This is a genomic window from Haladaptatus sp. QDMS2, from assembly GCF_029338295.1.
Classification (GTDB): Archaea; Halobacteriota; Halobacteria; order Halobacteriales; family Halococcaceae; genus QDMS2.
The window spans coordinates 523,924-549,928 of the sequence record NZ_CP119791.1 but is presented as its reverse complement, the minus strand read 5'-3'; the positions used below and the strand labels follow the sequence as shown (position 1 = coordinate 549,928).

Sequence of the window (26,005 nt, the reverse complement as noted above, 5' to 3'; positions counted from 1 at the left end):
CGTTGCTGGCGAGCGATTGGTTCATGATAGGAGCAGACAGACTACTCGAACTTAACTGGTCGGTGTCGGCGGTCACTTCGTGAGCAAATTGCACGGTGAGCGACCCTGAGGAATAGAAATGAACTTACCTGCGCCAACGAAATACGACAAGCATGAAGAGTCTCGCTCGTGAGGGGTGTCGATGCGAGTAATCGTCGTCGGGGCCGGAGAGGTCGGTTCGAGCATCGCTGCGAGCCTCGCAGACAGCCACGAAGTCGTCGTCATCGATATCGACCGCGACCGCGTGGAGGCGCTCACGTACTCACTCGACGTGCTCGCCATCGAGGGTGACGGAGCCGACCTCTCGACCCTGCGAGAGGCGAATATCGAACAGACCGACATGGTCATCGCCAGCACGGACGACGACGAAACGAACATCGTGACGTGTGGGACGGTAAAGACGATCAGCGACGCGTTCACCATCGCCCGGGTCAAGAACACGAAGTATCTCACGACCTGGCAGAACAAGCAGGGCGCGTTCGGCGTCGATTTCCTCGTCTGTACAGACCTCCTGACCGCGGAGAGCATCGTCCGCGTCGTGGGCCTTCCCGCGACCCAGGACGTAGACGCCTTCGCCGGCGGGAACGTCCTCATGGCGCAGTTCGGGGTGAACGAACAGAGTCCCGTCGCGGGACAGACGATTCGGGACGCGGACCGCTTCGATTCGCTCACCTTCGCCGCAATCCTCCGCGGTGACGACGTGGTCATCCCCCGCGGGGAAACGGTCATCGAAAACGGTGACCAGGTTATCGTCATCGGCAGCCCCGATAGCGTCCGCGGGTTCGCGATGGAACTCGCCCCCGGACAGGGGGGCAACGGACAGGACGTGGTCATCATCGGCGGCAGTGAAATCGCCTTCCAGACCGCCCGCCTGCTCGAAGCCCGCGGATTCCACCCACGGCTCATCGAGGACCGAGAAGCACGCGCTCGTGACCTCGCAGAGAAACTCCCGAACACCACCGTGATGGAGTCTGACCCGACAGATATCGAATTCCTCACGCGTGAGATGGTGGGGCAGGCAGACATCGTCATCGCCGGACTCGACTCAGACGAGCGGAATTTGCTCGCCTCGTTGCTCGCAAAGCGCCTCGGGGCGAAGCGCACCGTCGCCATCGTCGATGCGGGCGAGTACGTAGACCTGTTCGAGGCCGTCGGCGTGGACGTGGCCGTGAACCCCCGGGAGGCGACCGCAGAGGAGATTACGCGCTTTACTCGCGACGAGCAGGCAGAGAACGTCGCACTCATCGAATCCGACCGTGCGGAGGTTCTCGAATTCGAAATCAACGCAGACAGCATCCTCGCGAACCGGCCGATTCAGGAGTCAGTCAAGGAACTTCCAGAGGGTGTCGTTATTGGCGCGGTCACCCGGGGCAACCAGATGATCACTCCACGCGGTGACACCGTCATCGAAGTGAACGACCACGTCGTGATGTTCGTCGACCACGACGCAATCGATGCCGTGACCGCCAACGTATGAACGTGCGAGTGCACTGGCGGACGAGCGTCAGTCTCACCGGGACGGTCATCAAGTACCTCTCGGTTGCGCTGCTGTTGCCGCTGTTCGTCGCACTCGTAGATGGCGTAGACATCGAGACGTTCGTCATCACCATCGCCATCACCCTCGTCGTCGGAACCGCACTGGAACGGGTCGAACGCGACGACGAACTCGGCTTCCGCGAGGGATTCCTGATGGTCGCGCTGACGTGGTTCGGCGTGGCCGTCATTGGGACGATTCCGTACATCATTTCGGGGTACGGCACGGCGTCCATGCTCGCGAACCCGGTCAACGCGCTGTTCGAGTCGATGAGCGGCTTCACGACGACGGGCGCGACGGTGATGGGTGATTTCACCATCCACTCGCGAGCCGTGCTCATCTGGCGACAGCTCACCCAGTGGCTCGGTGGGATGGGTATCGTCGTCCTCGCCGTGGCGATTCTCCCCGAACTCTCGGTCGGTGGCGCACAGCTCATGGATGCGGAGGCCCCCGGACCGGGACTCGAAAAGCTGACGCCGCGCATTGCGGAGACGGCGCGGGCACTCTGGGGGGCCTATCTCGGCTTCACCATCCTCGAAATACTGTTGCTCTACGGCCTCCACCTGGGCGGGTTAGCGCCGAATATGCACATCTACAACGCCGTCGCCCACGCGCTCACCACGTTGCCAACGGGTGGGTTCTCACCTGAGGCGCGCAGCATCGAGGCCTTCTCTGCGGCCGTCCAGTGGGTCATCATCCCGTTCATGGTCGTCGCGGGGACCAACTTCGCGCTGTTCTGGCACGTCCTTACAGGGCAACCAAAGCGTCTCGTCACCGACAGCGAGTTTCGCGCCTACCTCGGCGTCATGGGCGTCCTCTCGGCGATGGTTGCGGGGCTGCTGTTCACGGGTGCTGGCATCGAAACCATCACCGGACAGGTGCCGCCAATCATCACTGAGGCCGAAGACTCGCTGCGACACGCGACGTTTCAGGTCGTGTCTATTGTGACCACCACCGGGTATGCCTCCATGGACTTCAACTCGTGGAGCGCCCCGGCACAGTACCTCCTGCTGTTCGCCATGTTCATCGGCGGCAGTGCAGGGTCCACCGGTGGGGCCGTGAAAATCGTCCGCTGGCTCGTCATCCTCAAATCGCTGCGCCGCGAGCTGTTCACGACCGTTCACCCGGAGGCAATCTCGCCGGTCAGACTCGGCGGTCTGGCGGTGGACGAACGGGCCATCCGCGGCATCTACGCCTTCACGCTGCTCTACGTGCTCATCTTCTTCCTGGGTGTGTTGTTCGTCCTCGTGGACATGACGCGCGTCCAGTCCTCGCTCTCCGTGCTCGAAGTGATGAGCGCCGTCGCCGCGACGCTCGGGAACGTCGGGCCGGGATTCGGTGCAGTCGGGCCGATGAACAATTACCTCGTGTTCACCCAGGAGAGCAAACTGCTAATGGTGTTCCTGATGTGGGTGGGCAGACTGGAAATCTTCCCCGTGCTGGTGTTGCTCACGTCGGCGTACTGGCGGCGGTGAAAACGAAAAAGTGGGGACCAACCCAGTCCAACCCCCCAGTTGGACTCCATGAGGCGCCTCGCGGTGAGGCGCGGTGGGCGCTATGAAGGTCGTGGCAAAAACCTCTTTGGCCACACGTCAGGGATTGAGACCATAGATGGCCGCCCGTGCGAACACGAGAATCGGGATGATTTCGAGGCGACCCACCCACATGTTGAGGATGAGCATTCCCTCTGCCAGCGAAGGCATCGAAGGCGTCGTGATGCCCGTCGAAAGCCCGACGTTACCCTGTGCGCTCGCCACCTCGAACAGCGCGTCGGCGTAGCTGAAGTCGGGGCCGGCGAGGTTAGCGAGCAGGACGCTCCCGACGATGAGGAGGATGAGCCACAGGATGGTGACGATGGCGGCCTCCGCGAACTCGCGTTCCATCTCGGTTCGATTGAGCGTGCGACCGTCCATCTTGAGCGTGATGACGGCGTTTTCCGGCAGGAACACGCGCTTGAACTGCCAGCGGATGCCCCGGCCGATGGTGTATCCACGGATGATTTTGATGCCGCCGACGGTGCTGCCCGCCGCGCCGCCCATCGTCATCGCCCCCGAGAGAATGACCTTCCCGCCAGCGGTCCACGTCCCGATGGGGGCAGACTGGAACCCAGTACAGGTGAGGGCGCTGATGAACTGGAACGTCGAATCGCGAAACGAGAGCGCAGGCGCGAGCGTCGCCAGATTCTGGAGCGTGAGCGCGACGACGCCGAGACCAAAGAGGATGAACAACCAGCGAGTCTGGAGGTCGTCGAAGAAATGGCGTGGGTCGCGGTCTCGAAGTACGATGTAGTGGATAGGAAATGCGATGGCTCCAATCGTCATCACCGGGAGGAGGACGACTTCGATGAGCGGCGAGTTGTAGGTGGCAATCGAGTTGTCCGTGACGGAGAACCCGCCCGTCGAGAGTGCCGTCATGGCGTGGTTGATTGCCTGCCAGAGTACTTCGCTCGTCGGAAGTGTCGCGCCGTAGGCAGACGCGCGGATGGCCGCGAAAAGCGCCGCAATCGAGAGTAGCGTGTAGCCGAGGAACATTTTCCAGACGGTGCGCACCGTGGAGACGACGCTCGGGTGAATCTTCTCCTCGCGTGTCTCGCTCTGGTAAAGCGCATAACTGCCGCTGCCGGGCCGGGCGAGGATGGAGACGGTGAGGACGATGACGCCTACGCCACCGACCCACTGCATGAGCGAGCGCCACCAGAGCAACGCCCGCGGCATGGTCGGTTCGTGAACCGCCATCGTGAGACCGCTGCCCGTCCACCCGCTCATCGATTCGAAGAAGGCGTGCAGCGGCGACCGGAAGTAGAACAGACTGGACCCGTAGTCGACCCCCGCCGGGACGTACGCCGCGGCGACGGCCGGCGGAACCAGATAGGCGGCAAACAGGAACGGCAGCGCCCCAAAGAGTGCCGTCGAGAACCAGCCAGCGGCGGCGATGACCATGCCGTGTTTCATGCGCGGGGCTGGCGCATCGTCGAACGATTTGCGGGCGAGGCCGCCGACGCCCGCCGTGAGCCCGGCAGCGAGAACGAACGCGCCGGCGACGTAGAACTCGGTGAACGCGAGGGCGACGCCCGCAGAGAGGGCGAGTAGCGCGGCTTCCATCAACAGGAGCGCGCCGACGTCGCGGAAGATGATGGCGAGGTCGGTCGGGAAAACTCCCTCGCGCGTCCGTGTCGCCATCGCTTAGTGGTCCTCAAAGTGGCCGAAGATGTCCGTCACGTCGGGCGTCGCGCCAGCGCCGGAGTAGACGATGAGCAGGTCGCCCGCTTCGATTCGCGTCTTGCCGCGAGGTGTAATCGGTTCCCCGTCGCCGTTTCGCTCTACTGCAACGATGAGGATATCGTCGGAGATGAGCCCCTCGCCGGCCGCTTCTTGAAGGGTTTTTCCGGCGATTCGAGCGTCTTCGGTCACAGAGATTTCGAACACCTCCGCCTGCTCGCCGACGTGCATGTAATCCACGATAGCCGGGCGTTTGACCGCCCGATAGAGGTACTCGGCGATGAGTCGCTGTGGATTCTCCATCGTGTTCACGCCGATCTGCTTGAAGATGTTCATGTGCTCTGGGTTGTGGACGACAGAGACGATTGCAGGAACCTCGAGTTCCTTCGCGAGAAGGCTCACCATGATGTTGACTGCGTCCTGGTCGGTCGTGCAGATGAAGGCGTCTGCGCGAGCCGCGCCCGCATCTTCGAGCGTGTCCTTGACCGTGGCGTCGTCGTGGATGACGAGACAGTCGTACTCCGCGGCCACGAGTTCCGCCTTCGCCTCGTCGCGTTCGACGACGACCACCTCGTTTCCGCCAGCCGTCGCAATCTCGATGAGTGGAAGGCCGATAGAACCGGCACCGACGATGACGATGTACATGTGAACTGGAGTTCTCCGTTGGCTATTGAAAGTGTGACGTTCCTAGATTTGCGTGACCCAGGCCGTGTAGTCGTCCGGCTGTTCGTAGACGGTACAGAAGGCGTCGTCTACGAACTCCGCAACGCGCTCGGGGTCGGTACGAGCCGCGATACGGACGTTTGCCCCTTCTGCGTCCTCCGGGCGGGTGAGGTCGTCGATAGTAAACGCGTCGTACGATTCGAGGAGGGATTTCAGTCGGTCGAGTTCGTCCTCGGTACAGTCGAGGTTGAGCGTGCCGTCTGCGTACTGCAACCAAGGCGTGAGTTCGTCGCCCGTTATCGCGGCTTCGATGGTCAAAAAGGCGCTGTCGCGTGTCTGGTGGGCAGCGATTGCATCGACGAAGAGGTCCCGTCGCCCGCTAGCCGTGTCGGCGGCGAATCGCGTCATGCGGACGAATTCGTCTCGGAGTGGTAAAAACGGGACGGCCACGGGCGAACCTTCGCCCGTTTCCATACGCCTTTTAGGGCTGGCCCCAAATCGTCGGCTATGAGTCAGCCGCACATCCTGCTGCTCGGCGCACCCGGCGCTGGTAAAGGCACACAGAGCAGTCGCATCGTCGAGGCGTACGACGTCGAGCACGTCACGACTGGTGACGCCCTGCGCGCCAACAAGGACATGGAGACTGAGTACGGGACGCCCCGCTCGTTCATGGAAGCCGGCGAACTCGTCCCCGACCCCGTTGTCAACGCCATCGTCGAAGAGGCGCTCACGAGCGCAGACGGCTACGTCCTCGACGGCTACCCACGCAACGTAGACCAGGCCGAAGAACTCGACGACATGACCGACTTGGACCTCGTCGCCTACCTCAAGGTAGACGAAGAGGAACTCGTCGAACGCCTCACCGGCCGCCGCGTCTGCAGCGAGTGTGGGACGAACTTCCACGTGAAGTTCAACCAGCCAGAAGTCGAGGGGGTCTGTGACGAGTGCGGTGGAGACCTCATCCAGCGCGACGACGACACCGAAGAGACCGTCCGCGAGCGGCTACGCGTCTTCCGTGAGAACACGGAACCGGTCATCGAATTCTACCGCAAGCGCGGCCAGCTCGTCGAAATCGACGGCGAAGGGACGCCCGACGAGGTCTGGGCGGACCTGAACGCGGCCATCGAGAACGCTCAGTAAGCGACTTTTCTGCTGGTTTTTGGTCCCTACGCCCTCGCACGGAGAGTAAAAGGTTGATTAACGGCTAGTGCCAAGAGAGGTCAATGGCACGGACAGCGGAAAAAGTCACCACACTCGTCAAACAAGACGGGTCGATGGCCGACGCACTCGAAGTCGTCCTCGAAACCGCCGAGAACGGCGATGGCTCCGTCACCTGGGGCGACGTCAAAGGCGAGATTACGAGCGGCGAGTGGGGTCGGCTCATCGAGAAGGGCATCCTCGTGGAGGGTGACGGCGAAGGCTTCGTCGTCAACAACCCTGACGAGGTTCGGAAGGCGCTCGACGATTCGACCGGCGGGACGCGAAGTCGGTCGAAGAAGTCGTCGAAGACGGACAGCGACACCGATTCGAGCTGGTCGCAGTACGACAAGGCGGCGGCACTGCTCACCGTGGGCCTGTTCGCGGGCTACTCCTACGGCCCGGTCCGGGACATCATCGGCGAGACGATGAACGCCCTGCTCGGCCCACTCGAATCGATGCTGCCCTTCTACGTCGTCGTGATGGTGCTCGCCCTGTTTACCGGTCTCTACTCGACGCTCCTGCAAGCGAACCTGATGGACATGGACAAGATGGGCGAATACCAGGCCGCGATGAAGGAGATTCAGGAACGGCGCAAGGCCGCCCAGGAGCGCGGCGACGACGCCGAGCTCGAACGCATCCAGCAAGAGCAGATGGACGCCATGGGCGACAACCTCGGCATGTTTAAAGAGCAGTTCCGCCCGATGGTCTGGATTATGCTCCTGACCATCCCGGTGTTCCTCTGGATGTACTGGAAGCTGCTCACGGCTCCTGGCTCAATTACGCCCGCCGAGATTACGCTCCCGCTCATCGGGACCGTCGGCTGGCAAGAGGGGGTCCTCGGCCCACTGCAGGCGTGGATTCTCTGGTACTTCGTCTGCTCTGTGAGCTTCACCCAGATTATCCGCAAGTCGCTCAACATCCAGACGACGCCGACGTAACGAACTTCTTTTTACGCTCTCGGACGGAGGGTGTATATGCTAATCACCGTCTCCGGACCCGCCGGAAGCGGCAAGAGTACCACCGCGAAGGCGCTCGCCGAGGCCCTCGGCTACGAGCACATCAGCGGTGGCGACCTCTTTCGCTCCCTCGCCGACGAACGCGGCCTGACACCGCTCGAACTGAACAAACTCGCAGAAGAAGACGAGCAAATCGACCGCGACTTAGACCGCAAACTCCGCGACATCGCGCGAGATAGCGACAACGTCGTCCTCGAATCCCGCCTCGCAGGCTGGCTCGCTGGCGAGTACGCGGACCTCAGACTCTGGCTCGACGCACCCCTTCACGTCAGAGCCGCGCGGATCGCAGACCGCGAAGGCAAGACCGTAGAGCAGGCGCGAAAGGAGACGCGTGCCCGGTCGAGCAGCGAGGCCCAGCGCTACCAGGAGTACTACGGCATCGACATCAACAACCTCTCAATCTACGACCTGAACGTCAACACGGCGCGCTGGAGTCCCGAGAGCGCGCTCGCCATCGTCCGAACTGCCGCAGAGGAGTACACGGCAGAGGAGGACGAGGGGACGGTCGAGATAACCATCGACTACACGTTCTAATGGACGAACGCGGCCCACCCGAGGACAGACGCCCGCTCGACCGACTCCAGTTCGGGGTCATCAACCTCGACAAACAGCCCGGCCCCTCCGCCCACCAGGTGACCGGTTGGGTCCGCGACCTGGCCGGAGTCGAACAGGCCGCCCACTCCGGGACGCTCGACCCGAAGGTTACGGGCTGTCTCCCGATTCTGCTCGGCGACGCCACCCGGATGGCGCAGGTGTTTCTGGAGGGCGAAAAGGAGTACGTCGCCGTCCTGGAACTTCACGGCCGCGCTCCCGCGGACCTCGAAACCACCGTTGAAGAGTTCGTCGGCCCGATTTTCCAGAAACCGCCGCGAAAGAGTGCCGTCCGGCGCAAACTCCGCGTCCGGGAAATCTACGACATCGACGTGCTCGAAGTGACCGACCGCCAAGCCCTGCTCCGCATCAGTTGCGAGAGTGGGACGTACATCCGGAAGCTGTGTCACGACATCGGCCTCGCGCTCGGGACGGGCGGGCACATGGGCCACCTCCGACGGACGGCCACGACGCCGTTCGACGATTCGACGATGGTCACCCTCCACGACTTCGCCGACGCCCTCGAATTCGCCAAACAAGGCGACGAAAGTTGGCTCGGTGACATCGTCCTGCCCGCAGAACGCGCCCTCACGCACCTTCCGAAAATCACCATCGCCCCGAGTGCGGCCGAACAGGTCGCAAACGGCGCACAGGTGTACGCCCCCGGCGTCATCTCCGTCGAGGGCGTCGCAGACGGCGACGAGGCGGACCGACCACTCGTGGCCTGCTACACGCCCGATGGTGCGGTGGTCTGCCTCGGCAGACTGGTCGGTGCGCCGTCTCGTGAGCGCGGCTGTGTGGTCTCCTTAGAGCGTGTGCTCGTCTGAGAGAATTCGACCGAAGCGAAGGGCTTAATGCCCACTCTCTCATCTGCCGATATGCGGGACCGTGGGGTAGCCTGGTATCCTCTGCGGATGGGGTCCGTAGGACCTGAGTTCGAATCTCAGCGGTCCCACCTAACTTCTGTCGCGAACAACTCCGACGAGCACCGCGTAGCGTGTGCGAGTCACGGCGTGAGCGACTGATTAGTGGATGAAGCTTGAGATTCATCTCAGCGTTTCACGCGAGCGTCAGTGAGCGTGAAGCACGTTGCGACCGGAGGGAGCAACGGCGGTCCCACATTAATTCTGCTGGCGCTCACTTTCGAGCGCCAACTGATTTGTGGAACGAGCCTTGGCGTCTTGCGCGAGCGGTAGCGAGCGCAAGGCATGTTGCGAACGCAGTGAGCAACAGCGGTCCGCACGAACAGAGTGAGTGCGGATTTCGTCACGACCTTCGGGAGTGACGGTGGTTTGCTGAGCGGAGCGAAGCAAACGAAGGAGCGACTGATTGGTGGATGGAGCTGAGATTCATCTCAGCGTTTCACGCGAGCGGTAGCGAGCGCAGGATAGGGAGCGACTGGATTCCACGCGAGCAAAAATGAAGACGCAGTTTCACCCACCTTGCACCAGCAAGCGAGACTGTCTCGGAACTTGCACTCGCAAGCAAGAACGCTTCTCCGGCCCGGAATTACCACTTTCACGGCCCAAGAGAAAATAAGTGAGACTGACGTAAGCATGGGTATGGGGTTGATGAAATTCCTTAACTCGAACAGCGCCAAGCGACTCAGCACGGTTTCGATGCTGGTCGAGGCGGCCATGGCGTTTAAGCGGGGGGAACCGAAAGTCGCCGCTATGCTCATCGGTGCGGCCACGCTCTCCATGCGGTGGAGTGCGGTGGGGCTAGCCGGTGAAGCACTGGTGCGACTGTACCGTCGCAAACGACCTGTGGTCTGATACCAGAAAACTATGTCCGACGACAAATCCGAAACGAAGGCAGAAGCAGAAGAGAAGCAGCGTGAAGCCCGCAAAGAGCACGAAAAAGAGCGAAAGCAGGAGAAGCTCGAACGCGAGGACCAACAGCGCGAGCAGGAAGCCGAGAAAGCGGAGAATCCGGACAACCACCGCGACGGCGAGCCGTTCCAGAGCTAATCTGGGAAGCGGCCACGCGGTTTCGACGACGCGGTTCGTTTTTCAGCAGTTTAGAGTAATCCAGCGACGACGAGCAGTGCGAACGCGACGATACCGGCGGTGAAGAACAGCGGGAGGTTCTGTTCGACGGCCACCTTGGCGGTCACGCTGCCGAGTTCCCGGCGGAGGCGGCGGAGGCCGACCTGGAGGAGGCCGGCGAGAATCAGCCAGAGGACGACCATCGAGACGACGAGGTGGCCCCGTCCTGTCGTGGCAAGACCCTCGAAGGTGTAGAAGGTGCCGGCGAGGTGGCCGCCGGTGATGAGCAAGAGGAGAATCGACGCGGTGGTAATCGTGGTGAAGCGGCCGGCGATCCACTTCAGGCCGTCGGTGCTCATCTGTCCGGCGCGAGCGGCGGGGAGGACGATGCCGACGAAGAAGAGCGTCCCGCCGACCCAGAGGCCGGCGAAGAGCATGTGAAAGACGGCCATTGTCGTATCGATGAGTGACATACTGGAGTCATGGCACCGGGGCGTCCAAATGGTTCCGGTCTGGTCGTCGGGTCAGGCGGCGGCCCAGGCGGTGCCGGTGTCGGTTTCGACCACGACGCCAGCGCCGCGCCACTCCTCGCAGACGGCGGGCAGGCCCTCGGTTATCGTGGGATATCGAGGCGTCCACCCAGTTGCGTCGTGGAATCGGGTCGCGCTGGTTGGCATCGGTTGGGTGAGAAAGCGCACGACGTCGCCGCCGGCGACCAGTCGGCCGAGCAGCGGCGGGATGTGTCGTGGTTCAGGTGCGCCGAGGGCGAGGGCGAACGTCCCGAGGTAGTGGGCCATGCTGACGGGCGCGTCGTCTACGATGTGATAGCGTCCCGCGACGCCGGTTTCCATCGCGGTGACGAACGCGGTACTCGCGTCTGCGACGTGAATGTGGCTCATTCGGGCGTCGCCGCGGCCGATAATCGGCATCCGTCGGGCGAGCAAGCCACGGGCGATGGCCTGTGTCTGGGCACTGTCCGCAGAATAGAACCAGCCACAGCGCAACAGCGTGGTGTCGAACCCGTGGGTCGTCCCCGCCGCGGTCACGATGTGTTCTGCGTCGAGGGCGGACGCCGTCGTGCGGTCGGGGTGTGGCGTCGAGTCCTCGTCGAAGTCGCTCCCGTCCGGTTGGCGGGCGACCCAGACGATGCTCTGCTGGATGAACTGGGAAACGCCAGCTTCGACGGCGACCTCAGTGAGATTTCGGGTTCCCTCGCGTCGGACGCGGTCGTTGAGCCGCCACTCGGTGCGTCGTGGTCGCGCAGAGGTTGGAATGGCCGTCGCGGCGTTGATGACGACATCCGCACCCGTCGCGGCGGCGGACAGCGACTCCCGGTCGAGCACGTCGCCGTATCGCGCCGTTCCACCGGCACGTCTGACACTCCACGCCCCGTCCCGGTCGCGGGCGAGGCCTATGACCTCGTGGCCGCGCTCCACGCAGTCTGCGACGAGACGGCGACCGAGAACACCTGTCGCGCCAGCGATGAGCACGCGCATAGGAGACCTACGTCAACCGGGAAGAAAAAGGACGCTTAGTCGCGCTTCGCGCCGGGATTGGTGACCGCACCGTTGGCCGCCGAGTCGAACAGTTGGCCGTACTTCGCGAGGACGCCAGAATCGTAGGCGGGCGCGGGGGCCTCCCAGTCGTCGAGGCGGGCGGCGAGTTCCGCGTCCGTAAGGTCCACTTCGAGGGTTCGTTCGGGGATGTCCACCGTGACGATGTCGCCGTCTTCGAGTGCCGCGATTGGCCCGCCGACGAACGCCTCGGGGGCGACGTGGCCAATCATGGGGCCGCGCGTCCCGCCCGAGAACCGACCGTCAGTGAGGAGGGCGACGTCGTCTTCGTGGCCCGCGCCGACGACGGCGGCGGTGACGCCGAGCATCTCACGCATGCCAGGGCCGCCGCGCGGCCCTCGTTTCTGATGACGATGACGTCGCCCGACTCGATGTGGCCCTCCTGGACGTAGGCCATCGCGTCTTCTTCGTTTTCGAAGATACGCGCAGGGCCCTCGTGGTGGAACTTGTCGTCGCCAGTCACTTTGAGGACGGCTCCGTCGGGAGCGAGATTGCCCTTGAGAATCTTGATGGCTCCCTCTGCCTGCTTTGGTTCTTCGACGGTGTAGAGGAAATCGGCCTCGATGTCCTCGTCTGCGGGCAGGTCGAGCTGTTCCAATTCCTCGGCGATGGTGCGGCCGGTGACGGTCATGGCGTCACCATGGATGAGACCCGCTTCCAACAGGCGACGGATGACCACCGGGACGCCCCCAATCTCGTGGAGGTCGTTCATGACGCTCGTGCCGCCGGGTTGGAGGTCGGCGATTTTCGGCGTGCGTCGGGAAATTTCGTCGAAGTCGTCGATGGAGAGGTCGATGCCCGCTTCTGCGGCCATCGCCAGCAGGTGGAGCACCCCATTCGTCGAACCGCCAATCGCCGTCTGGACGGCGATGGCGTTCTCGAAGGATTCCCGGGTGAGAATGTCGGAGGGGCGACGTTCCTCGCGGATGACTTCGACGGCGAGTTCGCCGGCGCGGCGGGCCACGTCGTAGCGTTCGTCGTGTTCTGCTGGAGCGCTCGCGCTTCCGAGGGGAGCGAGGCCGATGGCTTCGCTGATGGAGGCCATCGTGTTCGCCGTGAACATCCCGCCGCAGGACCCCGCGCCGGGGCAGGCGTGGCGTTCTAAGTCGTCCAGTTCTTCCGCGCTCATGTCGCCGCTTGCGTACGCGCCGACGCCCTCGAACACCTGCACGATGGTCACGTCGCGGCCGTTGTGCTGGCCGGGCATAATCGAACCGCCGTAGAGGAAGACGCTCGGCAGGTCCGTGCGGATTGCCGCCATCATCATTCCCGGCAGGTTCTTATCACAGCCAGCGACGGTCACGAGGCCGTCCAGACGCTCGCCGAAGGCGACGAGTTCGACGCTGTCGGCGATGACCTCCCGCGAGATGAGCGACGCCTTCATCCCCTCGGTGCCCATCGAGATGGCGTCTGAAATGGTGATGGTGCCGAATTCGATTGGCATCCCGCCCGCTTCGTCGACGCCTTCGATAGCTGAGGCGGCGACATCATCTAAGTGCACGTTACACGGGGTGATGTCGGCCGCGGGGTTCGCGACGCCGATCATCGGCGAGGCGAGGTCCTCGTCGTCGAACCCCATCGCCCGGAACATCGCTCGGTGCGGGGCGCGTTCTGGCCCTTCTGTCACGTCGCGAGAGGGAAGGCCCGCCGCCTTCTCCCGCTTTTCGGTGTGCTGTTGGCTCATACCCGGAGGTAGCCACGCGGATGCTTAAAAGGCCGCACGTGAACAGATGTTGCTGTATTATCGGAAGTTGCTGTCATATCGGAAAACAACAGAAAACCTTTGCCGGCGCACGCGGGAGTGAGGGGTGATGAAAGTCGCCGACTGGCCGGCCGCAGCCGTCGTCATCGCCGCCTACGAGGAAGCCGATTCAATCGGTCGCACGCTCGATTCCCTCGACGGGCAAGACGCCGAGGTCATCGTCGTGGTCGGCGGCGACGATGGAACCGACGACATCGCCACCGAGCATCCTGCTGTAGACCGCGTCCTTCCCGACGAGGAAGAAGACGGGCCGAGCGCGGCCCGCAATCAGGGCGCACGCGCGGCGGACGCGCCGGTCGTCTGTTTCACCGACGCCGACACCGTGGTCCCGAACCACTGGGTGGCGAAACACCGCCGTCACTACACGGACGACGACGTGGTTGGCGTCGGCGGCCCCCTGCGCCCGACGGAGGACAGCACGAAACATCGCGTGCTGTTCAAACTACTCACCGATTACTGGTATCGGGCGGCGTGGCCCGTGGGTTTCGTCCAGCAATCGGGCAACAACTGTTCGTACCGCCGGAGCGCGTTTCTCGACGCCGACGGGTTCGACGAGGAGATTCCGTTCATGGAGGACACGGAACTCTCCCTGCGAATGAAGCAATACGGCCGCGTCGTCTACGACAAGGAGTGTCCGGTGTACACCTCGACACGCCGGCAATCGGACCAGGGATACCTTGGCCTATTTCTCATCTACGCTCGGGGCTACCTCGATTACTTCGTCCTCGGGCGTCGCCCCGACGACGGCTATTTCAAGTAGGGAGTTGCCACTGCCGAAACCCCGATACGATACCGTCTCCACGTGACGGGTATGGTGCGAGTCACGACTGGGGGGCGTCTCCACTTTGGCTTTCAGAATCTCTCGCTCGCCCACGCCCGCCTCTACGGCGGCGTCGGCGTCACGCTTTCAGAGCCACGCGTGGTCGTCGAAGCCCACGCCGCAGACGACGTGGTCTGTGACCACCCGGTTGCGACTCGCTACGCGAGGGAGGCGGCGGCGGTTCTCGGCGTGCTAGGCGCACGCGTGATCGTCCACGAGGAACTGCCTCGCCACGTCGGCCTCGGAAGCGGAACGCAACTGGCGCTCGCCACGCTGCAGGCCGTCGCCGCGGCAAACGGGCAAGCTGTTTCAGTTAGAGACGTCGCCCCTCGCCTCGGCAGAGGTGGGCGAAGCGGCATCGGCGTCGCCGGCTTCGAATCGGGCGGGTTCGTCCTCGATGCGGGCCATCCGACCGAACGGTTCACCACAGACCGCCCGGCGGACGGCGAGTGGGACGTGCCCGCGGTGGCCGCCCACCACGAAATTCCGGCAGACTGGCGATTCGTCGTCGTGATACCCGACCTGCCCTCGGGGCGCAGCGGGGCGAACGAGGACGACAGCATCCGAACCGTCGTCGAGGACGCGGACCCGGGCATCGCAGACGACATCGCGGCAGTCGTCGCCCGACGCGTGCTCCCCGCGATGGCAGAAGGCGACTGGCGCACCTTCGGGGCGGCCGTGGCGACCATCAGCCGGCTCAACGGCGCGTGGTACGCAGATGAGCAGGGCGGCGTGTTCCGTCCGCCGCTCGGTGAAATCGTGAACCGATTGACGGTGAGCGGGGCAGTCTCAGGCGCGGGCCAATCGTCGTGGGGGCCGGCCGTGTTCGGCGTGACCGACCGCGCACACGCCCCGGCAGCCCGAGCGGCGGCCCGAGAGATATTAGACAGCGTCGGCGTGGGTGGGTCCGTGGTCGTGAGTGCGGGGCGGAACGCGGGAGCGACCGTTGAGACAGAGTAACACGTAAGCGGAAGGCCTGCATTTGCCCGGTATGAAGCGAATCCCCTTTGGCATCCCGCGACTGGACACCATCATCAACGGTGGCGCACCGGCCGGGAGCGTCGTCCTGCTGTCGGGCGAAGCGGGGGCGGGGGCGCGTGAGTTCATGTACACGAGCGCGGTCATGAACGCACTCGCACACGGCGACCCCGACCAGTTCGAACTCTACTACGGCGACTTGCAAGCCGAGGCGGCGTCCCCGGCAGAAGTACACTATCTCTCGTTCACCGCGGACGAAGCCCAGCTCACCCGCGAAATCGGGCTGACGATAGACGAAGAAATCGTAAACGGGAGCGTCGACGCAATCACATTCCACGACCTCTCGGACGAGTACTTCAACGAGAGTCAAGTCCCCCGCGAGTGGTACGCAGAACAGGCGCTGACCATCGACGACCTCGGGGCGTCACACGACACGGAAGGCGTGCTTACGGCGCTGTCTAACTGTCTCGACCAGGTGGCCACCGGCAATCTGGTCGTCATCGACTCGCTTACCGACCTCGTAAACGTCGTCACCGAGGAGCGCCCCTGGGCCGACGTCACGCTCATCTTGAAAGGCCTTCAGAAGGCAGCCTACCGCTGGCAGGGGCTGATTCTCCTCTCTATCAATCCCCAGACCATCGACTCCCAGTCGCACGAGCAACTGGTCGAAGCGACCGACGGGACGATGGAATTCACCTGGGAAACCGGCGGGTCCAGTCGGGCGCGGACGATGTTCGTAAAGCAGTTCCGTGGGGTGCTGCCGCGCATCGAGGCCGAAGACATCGTTCGCTTCGAGACGGACATCGGCGATGCTGGATTCGACATTAGCGACGTGCGGAAAATCCGGTAAAGTGGAAGGAACGTTTAAGGTGATTGTTCGAAAAGGTGTAACGAATGGAGGGTGAGGAGTCGAGAGACCTGTCTGTGAGCGTACCAGTTGCGCTCGACGAGTGGCTCTCTGAGAAATCGAGTGCGCTTGGTGTGACGCGTGAAGAGCTGTTGGTCCAGCTGGTGGCAGCGTATCGAGTTACTGACGAGACTGGACTGGCAGTGAGAGAGACCGCAGATGCGGTAGACGAGCAGCGACTCGAAGCCGTGGAGTCGTCGCTTTCTGCCGACTTCTCTCGCGACCTCGGCGCACTTTCGGACAAAGTAGATTCGTACATCGAGGACCTTCGCGGGCGGGTCATTCAGGTGAAAAAAGAGGTCGACACGAAAGCGGCCCGCGACCACACCCACGAGGAGTTCGCGTCACTCGAACGAGCCATCGGTGACCTGCACGACGAACTCGCGCAGGTCGAAGCGACGGTCGACGAGGTACGGCGCGACCGGGCAGAAGTGAGCGCCGCGGTGGAGGAACGCCTCGACGACCTCGAATCCAAACTCGAAACCGTCGCCCGGGTCACGCTCGACGTGCGCAGACAACTGCGGAGCGAGGCCGTCTCCGCAGAGCGCACCAAAATGCTCGCAGCCCTGCGAGAGCGTGCCCTCGAACACGACGTGCGGAAGGCGAAGTGCGCCGGGTGTGGCGCACCCGTCGATATCGCGCTCCTCAGCGACCCCACATGTCCCGGCTGTGGCTATCTCTTTACTGACGTCGAACCCGGTTCCTGGCTCATCCGGTCGCCGCGATTGGTCAACACCCATCCGGAACTCGAAGCGCCTCTAGAGGAGGAGAGCGAACTCGACGTGCTCTCTGCGGTCGTCGGCGAGGCGACCACTGACGGCGGTGACGAACGATGAGCGACGACGCCGACGAGGACGTGTTCGACCAACTCGCCGCAGAAACGTCCCACGAAGAACAGGACCCGTTTGCGGAACTCGACGGGGAGATGTTCACCAACGTCGAGGTCGCTCAGACCGAGGAGGCAGACCTGTGGGACGAACTCGACACCGGCCCGGAGTTCACGATTACAAATGAACCGGGTGAGCCCCAGGAGGCCGTCGTCCCGAAACAGAGCTTCTGCGAGCGGTGTGAGCACTTTACCGCGCCGCCGGGAGTCGGCTGTACCCACGAAGGGACGACCATCCTAGAGCAAGTCGATATGCGTCACTTTCGGGTGCGCGACTGCCCCATCGTCGAGGAACGTCGCGAGCTCGAAGCCGACCGCTAACGCTTTTTTACGGCGAGCGACAACGCCCGTCCATGCAATTCTGCGACGAGTGTGGCTCGATGATGCACGCAGACGGCAGCGAGATGGTGTGCAAGGGTTGTGGCGCTCGCGTCCCAAAGGACGAGGAGGCCGCGAAGAACTTCGTCAGCACCGAGAAGCAGACCTTCGACGACGTCATCGAGACGAGCGAGGAGGCGGCGGACGAGGGGAAGCCAACGGCCAAGGAGACCTGCGAGAAGTGCGGGCACGACCGGGCGTGGTACACCATCAAGCAGACCGGGTCTGCGGACGAACCGCCGACGCGCTTTTTCAAGTGCATGGAGTGTGGTCATCGGTGGCGAGGGTACAGTTAACGTCATCGTTTTCAGACAAAAACACCATACCGTCGCTCTGCCTCTGTAGAGGCATGAGTTCGAAACAGCGAGCGACCGTCCGAGATGTAATGTCGACGCCATTAGAGACGATTTCGAAGGACGCGACGGTGATGGAGGCCGCCCAACTGATGCGCAAGCGAGACATCAGCGCGCTGGTCGTCCAGACCACTCAGCGCGGAATTATCAGCAGCACAGACATTCTCGACGCGGTCGCTGAGGGTCGCGATATCAACTCGCTGCGCGTGACCGACGTGATGACGAAGAACGTAGAGACCGCAACCCCGGACCTCTACATGGAGGAAGTCGCGGCGATGATGACGACGTACGGCATCAAGCACCTCCCGGTCGTCGAGGACGACTACATCGGGATGGTCTCTTCGACGGACGTCACCGCCTACCTCTCGTAACGTCGCCGTGTGCGCGCCGATTCCCGACGAGGTATCGCCGAGTGCGAAAGGGATTTCCCCGCGAGTGTCCGAACCCCGAACGTGAGCACAGCCGAGCGACGAGTAGAGGTACATCCGGGCTGTGAGGCCGTCGTGGACTTCGACCCGGACATCACCTTCGAGTGCGTAGAGGAGTGTACGTGGTGTTGCACCCACGGCGTCCTGCTCTACGAACCCGACTTCTTCGAACTCGCGAAACACGCCGACCTGAACGAAACGACGACGACGTTCCGCGGGGAGAACTTCGTCAAGCGCGAGCAGAAAGACCGCGACGAACACGTAAACGAGGAGGGACAGGCCTGCTTTTTCCTGCGCGACGACGGCCTCTGTTCGCTGCATTTAGAACACGATTGGAAACCTGCGCGGTGTTCTGTGTTTCCGCTCCAGGTGACCGTCGAGGACGGCGACATTCACGTCTCCGTCAGGGAGTCGGCCCACGAACACTGCGAGGGTCTTGACGTGAGCGAGCGGAAGGTCATCGACAATTTAGACGCCTTCCTCCCGCAGGTGCTCTGGGAGCTTGACGATCCGGACACGCTGAAAGAACTTTGAGTTAGAACAGGAGTCTGGTTTCGAACCCAAGGACGACCGCGTAATTAGCGAGCGTGAGGCTCAGGTATGCGACCGCCGGGGGGAGGAGTGAGTCGCTCCATTCGTAGGTGTAGGCGGCGATAGCGAACACCGCGAGGTGCGTGAGCGTGAACAACCCTTCCGCGACAGAGTCGGTCGCGTTGATGCCCGGAACGAGGACGACTACGGCGAGAAACACGAGCGGCAGATACGCCAGGTAGCGAATCGAGGCGCGCTGCGTGCGCGCTGTGGCGTACAGCGCAACGCCGAATGCGAGCACGAACAGCAACGTCCCGACGAGTTTGCCGAGGTCGGGAGCCAGCGCAAAACCGCCGGTCGTACTCATCATCGCAACTCCGGTGAACACGGCGGTGAGGATGAAGGTCGCCGTTCCGTCGAACACCTGCCGGAGCGTTCCCTGCACGAGCACCTGACAAATCAAGACGAGCGTTGGGACGCCAATTACCACCGCTAACCCGAGTATCAGCAGTATCGGTGCAAGCGCCGCATCCGTGGCGTACGAGGTCTTGGTGAGTGTTCCGTACGGAACGCCGGTTTGCACGCCTACGAGTTTGGTGAGGGCGACGAGCGCAAGTGGGACAAATCCAGCGACCACGAACGCAGAGCGGTTGGTTCGGTCGGGGAGTCTGAACGCTACCGGAACGTCTCGAATCGACGCATACGCCGCGATGAACACGATGAGTCCCGCGAGGAAGATGAACCCAGAGGCAAAGCCACCGACCACTGGTACGGAGCCAAGCACCGAAGTGTGTGATTGTGCTATCGCCCGCAATCCCTGACGCCAGAGGTAGACCACGCCCAACATCGCGCCAACGAGACCGAGTTCAACGAGGACTCGCTGGAGTGCGCGGGGTGACAGCGACTGGAAGGACATACAACATGTTAGTATTCTAAGTATTTAACGTTGCACGTATGTCTGATTATCCGTGATGAAATCCGCCTCGAGAAAGAATGGAGTCGGGAGCGTTATGCAACGACGAGCCACGCGCCGAACACCGCGAATGCCCCGATGGAGGTGCTTACGACGGCGTGAATCCGCAACCGGTCGAGCAGCGCGTGGGCGTCGTCGGTGAGTTTCGCGACTTCGCCGACTTCCCCGCCGACCTCACACCGGGGCAGGAAGTCCATCGCGATGTGGAGGAAGATACCGGCGGCAAAGCCGAAGACTGCGGCATTGAGGGTCGCAGATTCGGGCAGGGCAAAGAGGCCAGAGAGGATGGCCGTGATGCCGACGCCCGCGGCAGGGAGCAGGATGACGGAGGTGGACTTGCCGTTCGTAGCGAGGCGGCGGGCGGCGGCGTAGCCAGCAGGCCCCTTGTGCGAGACGATAGCGAGGCCGAGCAGGAGTCCCAGTTCCGGAAGTGCGGCGTAGACGACGCCGATGATGAGTCCTGCGGTGAGCGAGTGGGCCGTCAGGTGGGCCGTCGTCGCGTCGAACGGCAGGTCGTAGTGGGCGAGGCGGTGGCCGACGGTGTGGGAGGCGAAGCCGAGGAGGATGCCCGCAGCGACGCCGAATCCGCCGATTTTTGGGTCGAAACCAAACGCCTGCGGAAGCAAGAAGACGGCAGCACTCGTGACCATCGCCCCCGCGGCGAGGCCGTAGCCCCACACGAGGCGACCGGCGTGTTTCGAGGCGGCGGCGCGCTTGCCCGGAATCGACGCGCCGGCCATGGCGACGAAGGCCACCCAGCCGATGGTGAGGACCTTCCAGAGCCCCGCGGTGACCGCAAGCCCGGAGAGAACGACGAACGCGAGAACGCCTGCGTACCCGACGAGGGGACGCGTGGCTGACTGAGACATGTTGTTAACGCAGAGAGTCGAATTAATAAATGCGTCGGTTCACCGAGTGGCCTGTTTCCAGACCGTGAGGTCGACGACCTGCCCGTTCAGGTCTTCGGGTGGGCATTCGAGGGCCACCCAGCGGAACATCGGAGCCACGTCAGCGGGGTCGCGGCCCGTACCCGTCAGATCCGTTTCGACCACGCCGGGGTCGACGATGCCGATGGGGTGGTCGAGTTCGGCGGCGAAGCCGTGGACGAGGGCCTCGGCCGTCGACTTCGAGATGGCGTAGGTTCCGTAGCCGGGTTTGAACTCCCGGGCGACAGAACCGGAGGGAACGAGGATTCGAGCCTCGGGAGCGAGATACGGGAGGGCTTCGACGACGGTGGTGAACACGCCGCGAGCGTTCGTCCGGAGATGGTCGTCGAAGGCGGCGTAGGACTCCTCGGCCAGTGGCGTGTGACCGGGGTCGCCGTGGTAGACGCCGGCGTTCGCCACCACGAGGTCGATGTCGCCGGTTATGCGCGCCGCAGTCTCCATCAGGAATTCCACGTCGAACTCGTCGCGCACGTCGGCCCGGTGGGTGGTGACGTCGCCTTCGAGGCCGTCGAGGTCGGTGGCGAGTTCGGCGAGCGCGTCTGCATCCCGGCCACAGCAGACGACGTGTGCTCCCTCGGCTGCAAATGTCCGGGCGACAGCACGCCCGATGCCACGGGTTGCCCCGGTGACGACCACGGTGTACTCCTTCATACCGATTCTTGTGAACCCGAAGATAAAGGCGATTTCCCTGTCTCGTTGGGGGCCTTCCTTATGGTGGTAGGACATGTAGATTATCCCATGAGTCCTTCCTCGCGACAATCTGTCGTCGTCATCGGTGGGGGTGTCGGCGGCCTCTCGACTGCGTGCTATCTCGCTGACGCCGACTTTTCGGTCACCGTTCTGGAGAAAAACGAGCAACTCGGCGGGCGTGCAAGCCGCCTCGAAGCAGACGGTTTTCGCTTCGATATGGGACCCTCGTGGTATCTCATGCCCGACGTCTTCGAGCGGTTCTTCCGGCACTTTGGCAAACTTCCCTCCGAGTACTACGAACTGGAGCGCCTCGACCCCCACTACCGGATTTTCTTCAAAGACGGCGACAAGATAGACATCACGCCCGACCACGAGCAGGTAAAAGAGGTGTTCGAGTCCTACGAGGAAGGCGCGGGCGCGAAACTCGAAGCGTACCTCGAAGAGAGCGAACGCAACTACGAGGTGGCGATGAACGAGTTCGTCTACAAGGACCGCCCACGCCTGCGCGACTGGGTGGACCCCTCGGTGCTGAAAGCCGCGCCAATCGGCCTCAACCTCATCGGGTCGATGCAGGGCCACGTCGAGGACTACTTCGAGAACCCGAAACTCCAGCAGATTATGCAGTACACGCTCGTGTTCCTCGGGGGGTCGCCGAAGAACACGCCCGCGCTCTACAACATGATGAGCCACGTCGATTTCAACCTCGGCGTGTACTACCCAGAGAGCGGCATCGGGGCCGTGATAGACGGCATGGTCGAACTCGCAGAAGAACTCGGCGTCAAATTCGTCACCGACTGCGAAGTGACCGAGGTCACCCGACGCCGCGAGGGATTCCTCGTCGAGACGACACAGGGCGAGTACCACCCCGACCTCGTGGTCTCTGACGCGGACTACGCCCACACCGAACAGGACCTCCTGCCGAAACACGAACGCCAGTACTCGAAGGAGTACTGGAACGAGCGCACGTACGCCCCCTCCGCGTTCTTGCTCTACCTCGGCGTCGAAGGCGACGTAGACGAATTGGCCCACCACACGCTCGTCCTCCCCGAAGACTGGGACCCGCACTTCGAGCAAATTTTCGACCGACCCGCGTGGCCCGACAATCCGGCGTACTACCTCTGTGTCCCCTCGAAAACCGACGACACCGTCGCCCCGGAGGGCCACAGCAACCTCTTCGCGCTCGTGCCCATCGCGGCGGGCCTCACCGACACGCCGAAACTTCGCCGCCAGTACCGGGCGAAGATTCTCGACGACATCGCGAAGAACACCGGCGTGGACCTCCACGAACGCATCGTCTTCGAGAAATCGTTCTGCGTGCGCGACTTCGCGACGCGTTACAACAGCACGCAGGGGTCGGCCCTCGGCCTCGCTCACACCCTCCGACAGACGGCCCTGCTGCGACCGCCACACCGTTCGAAGAAGGTAGACGGCCTCTACTTCACCGGGTCGTTCACCACCCCCGGCATCGGCGTTCCGATGTGCCTCATCAGCGGCGAGCACGCCGCGAACGCCGTCATCCACGATTCGACGTTATGAGGACACCCACGTTCTCGGGAGCGACAACCGTACTCGCTGGCCTCCTTCCAACAGAAAGCACGCTGAGTGGCTACCTGCTTCGCCTGTCGCGGCCACGCTTCTGGTTCTACCTCGCCGGCCCGGTCATCGTGGGGGCGGCCTACGGCGCGGACTCACTCGGCGCGTTGCTCTCACCGGTCGCAATCGCCCTCTTTCTGTACTTCCTCGTCCCGGCGAACGTCTTTCTGTACGGCGTAAACGACATCTTCGACCGCGACGTGGACACGGAGAACCCGAAGAAAGCGGACAAAGAGGTTCGCTATTCGGGGAACCGAACCGCGCTCGCGGTCATCCTCGTCTCCGGGTTGCTCGGCCTCGCATTCGTGCCATTCCTGCCGGCGGTCGCTCTCGGGGTGTTTGCCGTCTACTACTTCCTCGCGATAGAGTACAGTGCGCCACCGTTCCGGTTCAAGACGACGCCGCTGCTCGACTCCGTCTCGAACGGCCTCTACATCCTGCCGGCGGTCATCGCGTACGTCACTCTCGCGGGTGAACTGCCACCGACGCTCGCCATCGTCGGCGGGTGGCTCTGGACGATGGGAATGCACACGTTCTCTGCGATTCCAGACATCGAACCGGACCGGTCCGCCGGAATTCGCACGACTGCGACCGCACTCGGCGCTCGGCGGACCTACGTCTACTGTGCGGCCTGCTGGTTCGCGGCAGCCGTCGCCTTCGCCCTCGTCCACCCCCTGCTCGGCGCACTGCTCGTCGTCTACCCGCTGCTCGTCTTCGGCATCGTCGCGTCGGACGTGGGCGTTGAGGAGGCGTACTGGTGGTATCCGGCGGTCAACACCGTCGTCGGCATGGTCTTGACCTTCGGCGGCCTCTGGAGGTTCGTAAATGGCTTCTGAGCAGCCCCGCCGGACCGTCTCCGACCGCCTCGATTCGCTGGTCCACCACAACCGTTTCACCATCGCCGTCGTCTTTCCCCTCGTTGGAACCGTGCTCCTGATTCTCGGCAGCGAGGGATACGTCCCGTCGGAACTCGCCCTGAACCCGTTCTTGCTCGTCGCGGCGACGTTCGTCATGCGCCTGCCGCTCATCGCCGGTCTCATGCCGCTCGTAACGCGCCGGGCGGCCACCGCACTGCTCGCGCTCGCGACGTTCACCTACGCAATCGAACTGGTCGGCGTGCGAACCGGCCTTCCCTACGGCGAGTTCTCCTACCAACTCGCCCTCGGTCCGATGCTGTTCGGAGAGGTCCCCCTCGCCCTGCCCATCTTCTACTTCCCCTTGCTGCTCAACGGCTATCTGCTCGGGTTGCTCCTGCTCGGCCCGCGTGCCACCTCGCGGCTTCGCCGCGTGCTCACCGGCATTGCCCTCGTGCTCGTGATGGACCTCGTGTTGGACCCCGCCGCAGTGGACCTCGGCTTCTGGGCATATGCAGACGGCGGTGCGTACTACGACGTGCCCGTCTCTAACTACCTCGGCTGGGTGTTCTCCGCAACGGTGGCAATGACGCTCGTCGACCTGGGCTTCGACGCCGCTGGCGTCCGCGCACGCCTCGACAGATGTTCGTTCATGCTCGACGATCTCGTGAGCTTCGCCATTCTCTGGGGCGTCATAAACGGCTACTTCGGTAACTGGATTCCCGCGGCGCTCGCGGTCGGGTTCGCAGTGGTCTTGATGCGACTCGACCGCTTCGACTTCGTGGTCGGGCCACCTGCGTTCAATCGGTGGACGAAAAGTAGCTGATTACCGGGCCTGCGTCGGCGTCCCGGTCGGTTCCGGCGGTCTGCTGGTCGTGGTTCCCGCGACGCTCACCTTCTCGAAGACTGCCTCGGGGTCAGAGTTCCAGAGCCACGCCCAGCGCGTCTCGGCGATGAGGCGGAGTTTGCGGGCGGCGCTGATAGACGGTGTCTTCGAGAGCGTGTCCATCCCCTGTGCGCGAATGAGGCGGTGGTGGTCCGCGTAGAGAATCGCCGAGAGGAGGATGGCGAACTGGCTGTCCTCGGGCAGGTAGCGAATCCCCGCCACGCCCTCGCGGTAGAGTTCCTCCGCACGATTCAGTTCGAAGGACATAGCCTTCTCAAGTCCATCAGTGAACTCGAGTTCCTCGATTTGCTGTTCGGTCACGCCGAACGATTCGAGGGTAGAGAGCGGGAGGTAAATGCGGTCGCGGTCGACGACGTCCTCGCCCACGTCGCGCAGGAAATTGGTGAGTTGGAACGCCTCACCGAGTTTGGTCGCGTGTGGTAGTGCCCGCTCTGGTTCGTCCGGTTGCATCACGCAGGTCATCATCCGGCCGACCGCCGCGGCCGACCCGCGCATGTAACCTTCGAGTTCCTCGTACGTTTCGTACCGGTCTTTCTCGATGTCTGCGAGCATGGCGTCGACGAACGCCACGACTTCCTCGTCCGGGATGTCGTACTCGTCACAGAGGTCCCGGAAGGCGAGCAACACAGGTTCTTCGGTCGGCTTGCGACCGAGTGCCTCATCGCGGAGGGTTTCGAGGCGCTCGCGCTGGGCGGCGGGACTCAGGTCGTTCGCACTGTCCACGACTTCGTCCGCAATGCGGAAGAAGGCGTACAGGACGTAGGTGGCGTGACGAATGCGCTTTGGCAGTAGCTTCGTCGCGTAGTAGAACGTCTTGCCAGTCCGGCGGTGGATGGCCTTACTTTTGGCGAGGGACTCACGGTGTACCATGCGGAACGATAACTGAATTGACGATTGGTGCAGTAATAGGGGTTTGCGCGGTCTGCGAAAATACCCCAACCAGTTGGGCACGTCAGTGAACCAGCGGCAGTCTCGACAGAGCGCGGAACGCTTACTGCTGGGATTTTCGAGTGACCCGTGGGGACAAAACGAACGACCCCCTCACATTAATGGAATGTTTCCTGGAACTATTGAGTGTGGTTTCTCTCGAACCGTATCCCGACGACCGCTGGCGTAGTATCGGCGGCGACACTGCGAAACTGGTCGTCAGCGGCTTCCCCCGTCGGACTCATCGA

The 26,005-nt window shown here is 63.1% G+C and carries 28 protein-coding genes, 1 tRNA gene and 1 pseudogene; 20 read left to right on the top strand and 10 right to left on the bottom strand.

The genetic code is table 11. The annotated features are described in order from the left end of the window. The first annotated feature begins 181 nt into the window (after positions 1-181). Positions 182-1,516, top strand: a complete 1,335-nt coding sequence (gene trkA / locus P1M51_RS02895; RefSeq protein WP_276246693.1) for a Trk system potassium transporter TrkA — start codon at positions 182-184, stop codon at positions 1,514-1,516. Further along, positions 1,513-3,048 (top strand): TrkH family potassium uptake protein, encoded by a 1,536-nt coding sequence (locus tag P1M51_RS02890; protein ID WP_276246692.1) that lies wholly within the window; start codon positions 1,513-1,515, stop codon positions 3,046-3,048. The genes trkA and P1M51_RS02890 overlap by 4 nt, the downstream gene beginning before the upstream one ends. A 117-nt stretch (positions 3,049-3,165) precedes the next feature. On the opposite strand, the gene P1M51_RS02885 is transcribed toward P1M51_RS02890, so the two are convergent. Genes P1M51_RS02885 through P1M51_RS02875 form a run of 3 tightly spaced genes read right to left on the bottom strand, consistent with a single transcriptional unit; the run spans position 3,166 to position 5,862 of the window. After that, the gene (locus tag P1M51_RS02885) at positions 3,166-4,752 is read right to left on the bottom strand and encodes a TrkH family potassium uptake protein (RefSeq protein WP_276246691.1); all 1,587 of its coding nucleotides are present in this window, start codon (positions 4,750-4,752) and stop codon (positions 3,166-3,168) included. 3 nt (positions 4,753-4,755) lie between these two features. Further along, positions 4,756-5,436: a TrkA family potassium uptake protein gene (locus P1M51_RS02880; RefSeq protein WP_276246690.1), complete on the bottom strand. Its 681-nt coding sequence runs from the start codon at positions 5,434-5,436 to the stop codon at positions 4,756-4,758. A gap of 42 nt (positions 5,437-5,478) precedes the next feature. Next, a complete protein-coding gene (locus tag P1M51_RS02875; RefSeq protein WP_276246689.1) occupies positions 5,479-5,862 on the bottom strand; it encodes a hypothetical protein in 384 nt (127 codons plus the stop codon). Positions 5,863-5,961: 99 nt separating this feature from the next. Between P1M51_RS02875 and P1M51_RS02870 the strand changes: the two genes are divergently transcribed. From P1M51_RS02870 to P1M51_RS02840, 7 genes are all read left to right on the top strand, one after another. Further along, positions 5,962-6,594 carry an adenylate kinase gene (locus P1M51_RS02870; protein ID WP_276246688.1) on the top strand — a complete coding sequence of 211 codons (633 nt, stop codon included), beginning with the start codon at positions 5,962-5,964 and terminating at the stop codon, positions 6,592-6,594. An 83-nt stretch (positions 6,595-6,677) separates the two neighbouring features. Continuing rightward, the gene (locus P1M51_RS02865) at positions 6,678-7,592 is read left to right on the top strand and encodes a DUF106 domain-containing protein (RefSeq protein WP_276246687.1); all 915 of its coding nucleotides are present in this window, start codon (positions 6,678-6,680) and stop codon (positions 7,590-7,592) included. A gap of 36 nt (positions 7,593-7,628) precedes the next feature. Then, on the top strand, positions 7,629-8,204 hold the full coding sequence (cmk, locus tag P1M51_RS02860) for a (d)CMP kinase (RefSeq protein WP_276246686.1): 576 nt from the start codon (positions 7,629-7,631) through the stop codon (positions 8,202-8,204). Further along, entirely contained in the window at positions 8,204-9,088 is an 885-nt protein-coding gene (locus P1M51_RS02855; RefSeq protein WP_276246685.1) for an RNA-guided pseudouridylation complex pseudouridine synthase subunit Cbf5, read from the top strand. Before cmk ends, P1M51_RS02855 begins: the two co-directional genes overlap by 1 nt. A 55-nt stretch (positions 9,089-9,143) precedes the next feature. Then, a tRNA-Pro gene (locus tag P1M51_RS02850) sits at positions 9,144-9,216 on the top strand. A 616-nt stretch (positions 9,217-9,832) separates the two neighbouring features. Then, positions 9,833-10,036 (top strand): hypothetical protein, encoded by a 204-nt coding sequence (locus P1M51_RS02845; protein WP_276246684.1) that lies wholly within the window; start codon positions 9,833-9,835, stop codon positions 10,034-10,036. Between the two features lie 12 nt (positions 10,037-10,048). After that, complete coding sequence (locus P1M51_RS02840) at positions 10,049-10,231, top strand: hypothetical protein (RefSeq protein ID WP_276246683.1); 183 nt, start codon at positions 10,049-10,051, stop codon at positions 10,229-10,231. 50 nt (positions 10,232-10,281) lie between these two features. On the opposite strand, the gene P1M51_RS02835 is transcribed toward P1M51_RS02840, so the two are convergent. From P1M51_RS02835 to ilvD, 3 genes and pseudogenes are all read right to left on the bottom strand, one after another. Further along, positions 10,282-10,722, bottom strand: coding sequence for a hypothetical protein (locus P1M51_RS02835; RefSeq protein WP_276246682.1), 441 nt, complete (start codon positions 10,720-10,722; stop codon positions 10,282-10,284). 51 nt (positions 10,723-10,773) lie between these two features. Beyond that, positions 10,774-11,745: an NAD(P)-dependent oxidoreductase gene (locus P1M51_RS02830; protein ID WP_276246681.1), complete on the bottom strand. Its 972-nt coding sequence runs from the start codon at positions 11,743-11,745 to the stop codon at positions 10,774-10,776. Positions 11,746-11,780: 35 nt separating this feature from the next. Then, positions 11,781-13,507 (bottom strand): annotated as a pseudogene (gene ilvD, locus P1M51_RS02825) (dihydroxy-acid dehydratase). A 127-nt stretch (positions 13,508-13,634) separates the two neighbouring features. Here ilvD and P1M51_RS02820 point away from each other — a divergent pair. From P1M51_RS02820 to P1M51_RS02785, 8 genes are all read left to right on the top strand, one after another. Continuing rightward, positions 13,635-14,345, top strand: coding sequence for a glycosyltransferase family 2 protein (locus P1M51_RS02820; RefSeq protein ID WP_276246679.1), 711 nt, complete (start codon positions 13,635-13,637; stop codon positions 14,343-14,345). Between the two features lie 51 nt (positions 14,346-14,396). After that, complete coding sequence (locus P1M51_RS02815; RefSeq protein ID WP_276246678.1) at positions 14,397-15,365, top strand: beta-ribofuranosylaminobenzene 5'-phosphate synthase family protein; 969 nt, start codon at positions 14,397-14,399, stop codon at positions 15,363-15,365. 31 nt (positions 15,366-15,396) lie between these two features. Next, a complete protein-coding gene (locus P1M51_RS02810; protein WP_276246677.1) occupies positions 15,397-16,233 on the top strand; it encodes an HTR-like protein in 837 nt (278 codons plus the stop codon). Positions 16,234-16,277: 44 nt separating this feature from the next. Next, positions 16,278-17,126 carry a hypothetical protein gene (locus P1M51_RS02805; protein ID WP_276246676.1) on the top strand — a complete coding sequence of 283 codons (849 nt, stop codon included), beginning with the start codon at positions 16,278-16,280 and terminating at the stop codon, positions 17,124-17,126. Beyond that, on the top strand, positions 17,123-17,497 hold the full coding sequence (locus P1M51_RS02800) for a hypothetical protein (RefSeq protein ID WP_276246675.1): 375 nt from the start codon (positions 17,123-17,125) through the stop codon (positions 17,495-17,497). The genes P1M51_RS02805 and P1M51_RS02800 overlap by 4 nt, the downstream gene beginning before the upstream one ends. A gap of 32 nt (positions 17,498-17,529) precedes the next feature. Then, on the top strand, positions 17,530-17,850 hold the full coding sequence (locus P1M51_RS02795; RefSeq protein WP_276246674.1) for a transcription factor S: 321 nt from the start codon (positions 17,530-17,532) through the stop codon (positions 17,848-17,850). An 89-nt stretch (positions 17,851-17,939) separates the two neighbouring features. Then, entirely contained in the window at positions 17,940-18,278 is a 339-nt protein-coding gene (locus tag P1M51_RS02790; RefSeq protein ID WP_276246673.1) for a CBS domain-containing protein, read from the top strand. Positions 18,279-18,359: 81 nt separating this feature from the next. Then, the gene (locus P1M51_RS02785) at positions 18,360-18,869 is read left to right on the top strand and encodes a YkgJ family cysteine cluster protein (RefSeq protein ID WP_276246672.1); all 510 of its coding nucleotides are present in this window, start codon (positions 18,360-18,362) and stop codon (positions 18,867-18,869) included. Position 18,870: 1 nt separating this feature from the next. On the opposite strand, the gene P1M51_RS02780 is transcribed toward P1M51_RS02785, so the two are convergent. The 3 genes from P1M51_RS02780 to P1M51_RS02770 all read right to left on the bottom strand — a co-directional run bounded on the left by P1M51_RS02780 (position 18,871) and on the right by P1M51_RS02770 (position 21,437). Next, positions 18,871-19,782, bottom strand: a complete 912-nt coding sequence (locus P1M51_RS02780; protein ID WP_276246671.1) for a hypothetical protein — start codon at positions 19,780-19,782, stop codon at positions 18,871-18,873. A gap of 92 nt (positions 19,783-19,874) precedes the next feature. Continuing rightward, positions 19,875-20,708, bottom strand: a complete 834-nt coding sequence (locus tag P1M51_RS02775) for a ZIP family metal transporter (protein ID WP_276274810.1) — start codon at positions 20,706-20,708, stop codon at positions 19,875-19,877. A 39-nt stretch (positions 20,709-20,747) separates the two neighbouring features. Further along, on the bottom strand, positions 20,748-21,437 hold the full coding sequence (locus tag P1M51_RS02770; RefSeq protein ID WP_276246669.1) for an SDR family oxidoreductase: 690 nt from the start codon (positions 21,435-21,437) through the stop codon (positions 20,748-20,750). An 87-nt stretch (positions 21,438-21,524) separates the two neighbouring features. Here P1M51_RS02770 and P1M51_RS02765 point away from each other — a divergent pair, with 87 nt between their 5' ends. Genes P1M51_RS02765 through cruF form a run of 3 tightly spaced genes read left to right on the top strand, consistent with a single transcriptional unit; the run spans position 21,525 to position 24,749 of the window. Next, entirely contained in the window at positions 21,525-23,012 is a 1,488-nt protein-coding gene (locus P1M51_RS02765; RefSeq protein ID WP_276246668.1) for an NAD(P)/FAD-dependent oxidoreductase, read from the top strand. After that, positions 23,009-23,905 carry a prenyltransferase gene (locus P1M51_RS02760; RefSeq protein ID WP_276246667.1) on the top strand — a complete coding sequence of 299 codons (897 nt, stop codon included), beginning with the start codon at positions 23,009-23,011 and terminating at the stop codon, positions 23,903-23,905. The genes P1M51_RS02765 and P1M51_RS02760 overlap by 4 nt, the downstream gene beginning before the upstream one ends. Continuing rightward, a complete protein-coding gene (gene cruF, locus P1M51_RS02755; protein WP_276246666.1) occupies positions 23,895-24,749 on the top strand; it encodes a bisanhydrobacterioruberin hydratase in 855 nt (284 codons plus the stop codon). Before P1M51_RS02760 ends, cruF begins: the two co-directional genes overlap by 11 nt. On the opposite strand, the gene P1M51_RS02750 is transcribed toward cruF, so the two are convergent. Beyond that, the gene (locus tag P1M51_RS02750; protein ID WP_276246665.1) at positions 24,750-25,700 is read right to left on the bottom strand and encodes a phytoene/squalene synthase family protein; all 951 of its coding nucleotides are present in this window, start codon (positions 25,698-25,700) and stop codon (positions 24,750-24,752) included. It lies immediately after the preceding gene. Positions 25,701-26,005: the final 305 nt, after the last annotated feature.

What these genes read in the sequence shown, in the direction of transcription:
- P1M51_RS02875 (WP_276246689.1), bottom strand. Translation starts at nt 5,862, where the DNA reads ATGACGCGATTCGCCGCCGACACGGCTAGCGGGCGACGGGACCTCTTC.
- P1M51_RS02830 (WP_276246681.1), bottom strand. Translation starts at nt 11,745, where the DNA reads ATGCGCGTGCTCATCGCTGGCGCGACAGGTGTTCTCGGTCGCCGTCTC.
- P1M51_RS02890 (WP_276246692.1), top strand. Translation starts at nt 1,513, where the DNA reads ATGAACGTGCGAGTGCACTGGCGGACGAGCGTCAGTCTCACCGGGACG.
- P1M51_RS02810 (WP_276246677.1), top strand. Translation starts at nt 15,397, where the DNA reads ATGAAGCGAATCCCCTTTGGCATCCCGCGACTGGACACCATCATCAAC.
- P1M51_RS02800 (WP_276246675.1), top strand. Translation starts at nt 17,123, where the DNA reads ATGAGCGACGACGCCGACGAGGACGTGTTCGACCAACTCGCCGCAGAA.
- cruF (WP_276246666.1), top strand. Translation starts at nt 23,895, where the DNA reads ATGGCTTCTGAGCAGCCCCGCCGGACCGTCTCCGACCGCCTCGATTCG.
- cmk (WP_276246686.1), top strand. Translation starts at nt 7,629, where the DNA reads ATGCTAATCACCGTCTCCGGACCCGCCGGAAGCGGCAAGAGTACCACC.
- P1M51_RS02775 (WP_276274810.1), bottom strand. Translation starts at nt 20,708, where the DNA reads ATGTCTCAGTCAGCCACGCGTCCCCTCGTCGGGTACGCAGGCGTTCTC.
- P1M51_RS02870 (WP_276246688.1), top strand. Translation starts at nt 5,962, where the DNA reads ATGAGTCAGCCGCACATCCTGCTGCTCGGCGCACCCGGCGCTGGTAAA.
- P1M51_RS02765 (WP_276246668.1), top strand. Translation starts at nt 21,525, where the DNA reads ATGAGTCCTTCCTCGCGACAATCTGTCGTCGTCATCGGTGGGGGTGTC.
- P1M51_RS02820 (WP_276246679.1), top strand. Translation starts at nt 13,635, where the DNA reads ATGAAAGTCGCCGACTGGCCGGCCGCAGCCGTCGTCATCGCCGCCTAC.
- P1M51_RS02780 (WP_276246671.1), bottom strand. Translation starts at nt 19,782, where the DNA reads ATGTCCTTCCAGTCGCTGTCACCCCGCGCACTCCAGCGAGTCCTCGTT.
- P1M51_RS02885 (WP_276246691.1), bottom strand. Translation starts at nt 4,752, where the DNA reads ATGGCGACACGGACGCGCGAGGGAGTTTTCCCGACCGACCTCGCCATC.
- P1M51_RS02835 (WP_276246682.1), bottom strand. Translation starts at nt 10,722, where the DNA reads ATGTCACTCATCGATACGACAATGGCCGTCTTTCACATGCTCTTCGCC.
- P1M51_RS02770 (WP_276246669.1), bottom strand. Translation starts at nt 21,437, where the DNA reads ATGAAGGAGTACACCGTGGTCGTCACCGGGGCAACCCGTGGCATCGGG.
- P1M51_RS02855 (WP_276246685.1), top strand. Translation starts at nt 8,204, where the DNA reads ATGGACGAACGCGGCCCACCCGAGGACAGACGCCCGCTCGACCGACTC.
- P1M51_RS02865 (WP_276246687.1), top strand. Translation starts at nt 6,678, where the DNA reads ATGGCACGGACAGCGGAAAAAGTCACCACACTCGTCAAACAAGACGGG.
- P1M51_RS02845 (WP_276246684.1), top strand. Translation starts at nt 9,833, where the DNA reads ATGAAATTCCTTAACTCGAACAGCGCCAAGCGACTCAGCACGGTTTCG.
- P1M51_RS02840 (WP_276246683.1), top strand. Translation starts at nt 10,049, where the DNA reads ATGTCCGACGACAAATCCGAAACGAAGGCAGAAGCAGAAGAGAAGCAG.
- P1M51_RS02750 (WP_276246665.1), bottom strand. Translation starts at nt 25,700, where the DNA reads ATGGTACACCGTGAGTCCCTCGCCAAAAGTAAGGCCATCCACCGCCGG.
- P1M51_RS02880 (WP_276246690.1), bottom strand. Translation starts at nt 5,436, where the DNA reads ATGTACATCGTCATCGTCGGTGCCGGTTCTATCGGCCTTCCACTCATC.
- trkA (WP_276246693.1), top strand. Translation starts at nt 182, where the DNA reads ATGCGAGTAATCGTCGTCGGGGCCGGAGAGGTCGGTTCGAGCATCGCT.
- P1M51_RS02760 (WP_276246667.1), top strand. Translation starts at nt 23,009, where the DNA reads ATGAGGACACCCACGTTCTCGGGAGCGACAACCGTACTCGCTGGCCTC.
- P1M51_RS02795 (WP_276246674.1), top strand. Translation starts at nt 17,530, where the DNA reads ATGCAATTCTGCGACGAGTGTGGCTCGATGATGCACGCAGACGGCAGC.
- P1M51_RS02790 (WP_276246673.1), top strand. Translation starts at nt 17,940, where the DNA reads ATGTCGACGCCATTAGAGACGATTTCGAAGGACGCGACGGTGATGGAG.
- P1M51_RS02805 (WP_276246676.1), top strand. Translation starts at nt 16,278, where the DNA reads ATGGAGGGTGAGGAGTCGAGAGACCTGTCTGTGAGCGTACCAGTTGCG.
- P1M51_RS02815 (WP_276246678.1), top strand. Translation starts at nt 14,397, where the DNA reads ATGGTGCGAGTCACGACTGGGGGGCGTCTCCACTTTGGCTTTCAGAAT.